Origin of the sequence: Sphingomonas sp. (assembly GCF_035490575.1) — a bacterium.
In the GTDB taxonomy this organism is placed as follows: domain Bacteria; phylum Pseudomonadota; class Alphaproteobacteria; order Sphingomonadales; family Sphingomonadaceae; genus Sphingomonas.
This window is the reverse complement of sequence record NZ_DATJLI010000082.1, coordinates 1-6,751: the sequence shown is the minus strand read 5'-3', so window position 1 is coordinate 6,751 and position 6,751 is coordinate 1. Positions and strand designations below refer to the sequence as shown.

Genomic DNA, 6,751 nt, shown 5'->3' with positions numbered 1-6,751 from the left:
GTAATGCGGGATCGCACCGTGCGGACCGGTCGCCGAAATGGTCGAGAAGGACTGGTCGCGCAGAACGCCGGTCGCTTCCCGGCATTCGCGCAGCTTTGCCGCCGCCGACAATTCGGTCTGGCCGCCGGCAGGCCCCGCCTGTTCGATCCACTTCAGGAAACGCACCATCGCGCCCGCGTCACGCAATTGGGCGGCTTCATGCCCCGCGATTTCGGCAGGGTTCTTGATCGCCTTGGCCAGCACGACCGGATCGCGCACCGCCACCACCCTGGCCCCGCCCGCGTCCAGCGCGTCGAAAATCGCCGCGACCGATCCCGCCGGATCGGCGACCACCCGCTTGCCCGCATAACCGCCCAGCGCATCGGCAAAGGCAAGGCGCGGGTGCAGGCGCACGGCGTTGCCCAGATGGCGGCGCACGTCGTCGGTCAGTTTTTCCGGCGCGACGAACAGGTCGGCGGTCGCATCGGCATGGACGATGGCGAAGGAAAGCGCGACCGGCGTGTTTTCGACATCGGCGCCGCGAATGTTGAACGCCCAGGCGATCGAATCGAGCGCCGACAGGACCACCGCATCGGCGCGGTGCCTCTCAAGCCACTGGGCGATTTCCGCGCGCTTGTCGGCGGCGCTGCGTCCCGCCAGATTGTCGGGATAAGCGCTGAGCGTCGCGGGCGACGGCGCAGGGCGGTCGGTCCAGATCGCGTCGATCGGATTGGACGGTTCGGGGACCAGCTCGGCACCCTGTTCCGCCAGCGCCGCGCGTGCTTCATCGACCCAGCCGCGCGTGTGCAGCCACGGGTCATAGCCGATGCGGGCGCCGTCCTGAACCTGTTCGGCCAGCCATTCGGACACGCTGGTGGCGGGCACGGCGACATAATCCCAATGGTCGCCCGATACCTGTTCGCGCACCTGGATCGTATAGCGCCCGTCGGTGAAGATCGCGGCCTTGTCCGCCAGCACGACGGCATTGCCCGCCGACCCTTCGAACCCGGTCAGCCATGCCAGCCGCTGGGCATAGGCGCCGACATATTCGGACATATGCTCGTCGGTCAGCGGCACGACATAGCCGTCGAGCGACTGGCGCTTGAGCTGTTCGCGAAGGGCGGTGAGCCGGTCGGCATGGATGGGCATCGGGGGAAATCTCCTTTTTCGCCATTATCGCGATCCGCGGCCCCCAAGTCGAGGCGGCGGGTCTTACCGACCGGCTTCGCCGCCGCTATGTGGCGGGCATGAACGATCTTCCCCAGCCGCCCGTCGCGGCCCAGCGTCCGCACAGCTTCACCGCCCATGGCCATATGATCGAGGACCCCTATGCGTGGCTGCGCGATGCGGGGTATCCGAGTGTCACCGACAAGGACGTGCTGGATTATCTCGAGGCCGAGAATGCGTATCACGACGCGGTGATGGCGCCGCTGAAGCCGCTGTCCGACCGATTGTTCAAGGAAATGCGTGGCCGCATCAAGGAGGACGAGGCCACCGTCCCGCAAAAGGATGGCGACTGGCTCTACTGGTCCGATTTCGAGGAAGGCGGCGAATATCGCCGCTGGTGGCGCAAGCCCGTCGGCGGCGGGGCGGACGAGCTGATCCTCGACGAACCGGCGCTGGCGGCGGGGAAGGAATATTTCCGCCTGGGTGCGCTGACGATCAGCGAGGACGGCAACATCCTTGCCTATGCCACCGATGACAACGGGTCGGAGCGCTACACCATCCGGTTCAAGGATTTGTCGAGCGGCAGGCTGCTGGCCGACGACGTGCCGGATGCCCGGGGCAAATGGGGCGATGTGTCGATCGAGGGGACGATCGGGAACATCGTGTTCAACGCCGACGCCACCGGACTGCTTTACGGCCTGACCGACGAGCATTGGCGCACCCGGACCATCAAGTTCCACCGGCTCGGCACGCCGTCCAGCGAGGACCGCGTTATCTATTTCGAGGAGGATGAGGGCTTTTCGGTCGGCGTCGAACTGCTCAGCAGCCGAAAATGGATTGCGATCGCATCGGGCGATCATCAGACCAGCGAAGTCCATCTGCTGCCGGCCGACGATGTGACCGCACCGCTGCTGTGCGTGTCCCCGCGCAAGGTGGGCCGCGAATATGATGTGGACGAGCATGACGGCACGCTGTTCATCCACACCAACGACACCGACCCCAATTTCCGGCTGGTGACGGCCACGCTCGACAATTCGGGCGAATGGGAGGAACGGATCGCCCCCAGCCGCCAGTTCTACATGACCGGCGTGGAGTGTTATCAGGACTTCTTCGTGATCGAGGGGCGGGAGGACGGTCTCGATCAGGTCGAGCTGCACCGTTACGACGGCGGCGCGCCGACGCGGATTGGCTTCCCCGAGGCAAGCTATGTCGCGGGACTGGGCGACAATCCCGAATATGCGGTGCAGACGCTGCGCCTGGGCTATGAATCGATGGTCACGCCGGGCACGGTCTATGACTATGATGTCGCCACCGGCGCGCTTGAGGTGCTGAAGGTTCAGGAAATCCCGTCGGGCTACGACCCCGCGAAATATGCGACCGAACGTGTGAAGATCACCGCGCGCGACGGGACGGAGGTGCCGTGTTCGATCGTCTATCCCGCCGGGTTCCCGCGTGACGGGTCGGGCAAGCTGTATCTCTATGCCTATGGCGCCTATGGCTATGCCGTGCCGCCGGGGTTTTCGACCAGCCGGATGAGCTTCCTCGACCGGGGTGTCGCCTTTGCCATCGCGCATATCCGGGGCGGCGATGACCTGGGCCAACAATGGTATCTGGACGGCAAGCTGGACAAGCGGACCAACAGCTTCAACGATTTCGTCGATGTGGCCAGGGGGCTGATCGAGTTGGGCTTCACGTCACCCGGTAACATCGCCATTGCCGGGCGCTCGGCCGGTGGTGAATTGATGGGCGCGGTGGTCAATTCCAATCCCGAATTGTGGCAGGTAGCGGTGGTCGATGTGCCGTTCGTCGATGTGCTGAACACGATGATGGACGCCACCCTGCCGCTGACGCCGGGCGAATGGCCCGAATGGGGCAACCCGATCGAGGACAAGGCCGCGTTCGAGCTGATCCGGTCCTATTCCCCCTATGACAATGTGAAGGCGCAGGATTATCCCGCGATGTGGATCGGCGGCGGGCTGAACGATCCGCGCGTGACCTATTGGGAGCCGGCCAAGTTCGCCGCGAAGCTGCGCGCGATGAAGACCGACGACAATGTGCTCGTGCTCAAGACGCAAATGGGCGCGGGTCATGGCGGCAAGTCGGGTCGCTGGGAAAGCCTGAAGGAAGCGGCGGAGGAAAACGCCTTTGTCCTGTGGCAATTGGGGGTCGAGCAAGGCGAATGATCGCGATGCTTGCCCGGCGCCCCTATGCGGTGCTGCTGATCGCCGGTGCGCTGTCGGCGACGGGGTTCGCGCCGCTTGAGCTGTTCCCCGTCACGCTCGCCGCGCTCGCGCTGCTGATGTGGCTGGTGCATGAGGCGCCGGGGTTGAAGGCGGCGCTGCTGCGCGGCTGGGTGTTCGGGGTTGCCCATTTCACCATCGGCAACAACTGGATCCAGCACGCCTTCGATTATCAGGACAAGATGCCGGCTTCGCTGGGTTATCTGGCGGTGGTGCTGCTGGCGCTATACCTGGCCATCTATCCGGCGATGGCGGCGGGGCTGGCGTGGCGGCTGGCGTCGCCGCGCGCGGCGGGCGATGCCCGAACGGCGCCGGGGGGCAGCTATGTGCTGGTCTTCGCCGCCGCCTGGATCGCGACCGAATGGCTGCGTGCGACGATGTTCACGGGCTATGCCTGGAACCCGATCGGCGTCATCTGGCTTCCGCTCATCAGCGTCGCACGGCTCGCGGCATTTGTCGGCACCTATGCGCTGTCGGGCATTACCGTGGCGGTCGCGGGTGCGCTGATGCTGCTGGTGGGCTGGCAGCGCTGGCGAATGCCGGCGGTCGCAGTGGCGGGGCTGTTGCTGGCCGGTATTTTCGCCTCGGCCCGGCCGGTGCCGGGGCGGGTCGGTCCCGATACGCCGCATGTCCGCGTCGTCCAGCCCAATGTCGGGCAGGGCGCGATGCAGGACGGCGATTACGACCCCCGCATCCTGCAGGCGATGATCGACCATTCGGGCACGCCCCAGCGCCACCCGCGCCTGATCGTCTGGCCCGAAGGTGCGGTGAATTACTATCTTGAGGATGGTTATCCGCAGGATTGGTATTGGAAGGGCACGGCACCGGTGACGCGCGGCCGCATCGCCGCGCTGCTCGGCCCGCGCGACATGGCGCTGGTCGGCGCGACCGCGATCGAGTTCGACGCGGACGGCCAGGTTGCGGGCGCGGGCAACAGCATCTTCACCATCGACCCGGCCGGGCGGCTGGGTGAGCAGCGCTATGACAAGGCGCATCTGGTGCCTTACGGTGAATATCTGCCGATGCGGCCGATCCTTTCGCGGATCGGCCTGTCGCGGCTGGTGGCGGGCGAGATCGATTATCTGCCGGGGCCGGGACCGCGAACGCTGGACGTGCCGGGTTTCGGCCAAATCGGAATGCAGGTCTGCTACGAAATCATCTTTTCCGGCGAAGTCGTCGACCGCGCCGATCGCCCCGACATGATCTTCAATCCCTCGAACGACGGCTGGTTTGGCGCGTGGGGGCCGCCCGAACATCTGGCTCAGGCGCGGCTGCGCGCGATCGAGGAGGGGTTGCCCGTCATCCGATCCACCCCCACCGGCATTTCGGCGGTGATCGACGCGCGCGGCAGGGTGGTCGCGTCGATCGGCATGGACCGGGCGGGCGCGGTCGAAGTGCCGATCCCCGCGCCGCTGCCGCCGACGCTGTTCGCGCGCATGGGCAATGCGATGACGGCGATTGTCGCCCTGCTGATGCTGGGCACGGCGATTGCCATTCGCCGCCTGGCGCGTTAGGGCTGGATATAACCATAGCTTTATATGTTGAAGTCCCGTCTTCGGCCGGGGCGAAGTGACGGGGAAACCATGCGCGACAATTATCTCTTCACCTCCGAATCGGTGTCCGAAGGCCACCCCGACAAGGTTGCCGACCAGATTTCCGATGCCGTCGTCGACCTCTTCCTGTCGCGCGATCCCGTCGCGCGCGTGGCGTGCGAGACGATGGTGACGACCCAGCGCATCGTGCTGGCCGGCGAAGTCCGCGCCAGCGAGGATGTGTTCCCCAGCCTGGCCGAAATCGAGCAGGCCGCGCGCGATACCGTGCGCCGCATCGGTTACGAACAGCACGGCTTCCACTGGCAGACCGCCGAGTTTGCGTGCCACCTGCACGGCCAGTCGGCGCATATCGCTCAGGGTGTCGATGAAAGCGGCAACAAGGACGAAGGTGCCGGTGACCAGGGCATCATGTTCGGCTTTGCCTGCGACGAAACGCCCGATCTGATGCCGGCCACGCTGTATTACTCGCACCGCATCCTCGAAAAGATGGCCGCCGACCGCCATGCGCGCGTCGTCGACTTCCTCGAACCCGACGCCAAGAGCCAGGTGACGCTGAAGTATGAAAACGGCGTGCCGACGGGCGCGACCGCGCTGGTCGTGTCGACGCAGCATACCAAGTCGCTGTCGAACGACGCCGGCCAGAAGCGGCTGCGCGATTATGTGATGAGCGTGTTCGAGGACGTGCTGCCGAACGGCTGGCTGCCCGCCGATGCGTCGCACATCTATGTCAACCCGACCGGCCTGTTCGAAATCGGCGGCCCGGACGGTGACGCGGGCCTGACCGGGCGCAAGATCATCGTCGACACCTATGGCGGCGCATCGCCCCATGGCGGCGGCGCGTTTTCGGGCAAGGACCCGACCAAGGTCGACCGTTCGGCCGCGTATATCAGCCGCTATCTGGCGAAGAACGTCGTCGCGGCCGGGCTGGCCAAGCGTTGCACCATCCAGTTGTCCTATGCGATCGGGATTGCCGAGCCGCTGTCGCTATATGTCGACACGCATGGCACCGGCACGGTGGACGAGGCAAAGATCGAGGCGGTGCTGCCCAAGCTGGTGCGCCTGACGCCCAAGGGCATCCGCACGCATCTGGGCATGAACAAGGCGATCTATCTGCCGACCGCGGCCTATGGCCATTTCGGTCGCAAGCCCGACGGCGACCTGTTCACCTGGGAGCGCACCGACCTGGTCGACGCGCTCAAGGCCGAACTCGGCTAATCGCATCGCCGTGCAAGACGATGGAGGGGCCGGGCGACCGGCCCCTTTTTTCGTGGCCGCGCCGCGCCGGATATGCACGAACCTTGCCAACCATCGACAAAGGCGCGAAAAGGGCGCCCTCCAACCGGGACAAGCGAGCAGATGGACGACCTCAGCACGATCGAAGCCACCCCGCCGATCGTCGAGGCGCCGAGCGACACCGGCCTGGCCGTCGTCTCGATCGCCAAGGCGTATGACAAGCGCGTGGTGTTGACCGACGTGTCGCTGAACGTGGCACGCGGCGAAGTGGTCGGGCTGCTGGGTCCCAATGGCGCGGGCAAGACGACCAGCTTCTATTCGGTGATGGGGCTGGTGAAGCCCGATTCGGGCCGCATCATGCTGGATGGTGAGGATATCACCGCGCTGCCCATGTATCGCCGCGCGATCCTGGGCCTGGGCTATCTGCCGCAGGAAACGTCGATCTTTCGCGGGCTGACGGTCGAGAAGAACATCCTTGCCGTGCTGGAGCTGGCGGAGCCGGACAAGTCGGCGCGCGCCGCCAAGCTCGACCGGCTGCTTGAAGAATTCGGCCTGACGCGGCTGCGCGACGCGCCCGCC

The 6,751-nt window shown here is 65.7% G+C and carries 5 protein-coding genes; 4 read left to right on the top strand and 1 reads right to left on the bottom strand.

Annotation, left to right across the window (positions count from 1 at the left end):
- Window positions 1-1,128: aminopeptidase P family N-terminal domain-containing protein (locus VL973_RS06465; RefSeq protein WP_325283209.1), on the bottom strand; the 1,128-nt coding region annotated here is incomplete at its 3' end.
- A gap of 98 nt (window positions 1,129-1,226) precedes the next feature.
- Here VL973_RS06465 and VL973_RS06460 point away from each other — a divergent pair.
- The 4 genes from VL973_RS06460 to VL973_RS06445 form a co-directional block, all read left to right on the top strand.
- A complete protein-coding gene (locus tag VL973_RS06460) occupies window positions 1,227-3,329 on the top strand; it encodes a S9 family peptidase (protein WP_325283208.1) in 2,103 nt (700 codons plus the stop codon).
- On the top strand, window positions 3,326-4,900 hold the full coding sequence (lnt, locus tag VL973_RS06455) for an apolipoprotein N-acyltransferase (RefSeq protein ID WP_325283207.1): 1,575 nt from the start codon (window positions 3,326-3,328) through the stop codon (window positions 4,898-4,900). Before VL973_RS06460 ends, lnt begins: the two co-directional genes overlap by 4 nt.
- Window positions 4,901-4,969: 69 nt before the next feature.
- Window positions 4,970-6,154 (top strand): methionine adenosyltransferase, encoded by a 1,185-nt coding sequence (gene metK / locus VL973_RS06450; protein WP_325283206.1) that lies wholly within the window; start codon window positions 4,970-4,972, stop codon window positions 6,152-6,154.
- A 141-nt stretch (window positions 6,155-6,295) separates the two neighbouring features.
- A partial coding sequence (locus VL973_RS06445) for an ATP-binding cassette domain-containing protein (protein WP_325283205.1) occupies window positions 6,296-6,751 on the top strand: 456 nt, incomplete at its 3' end.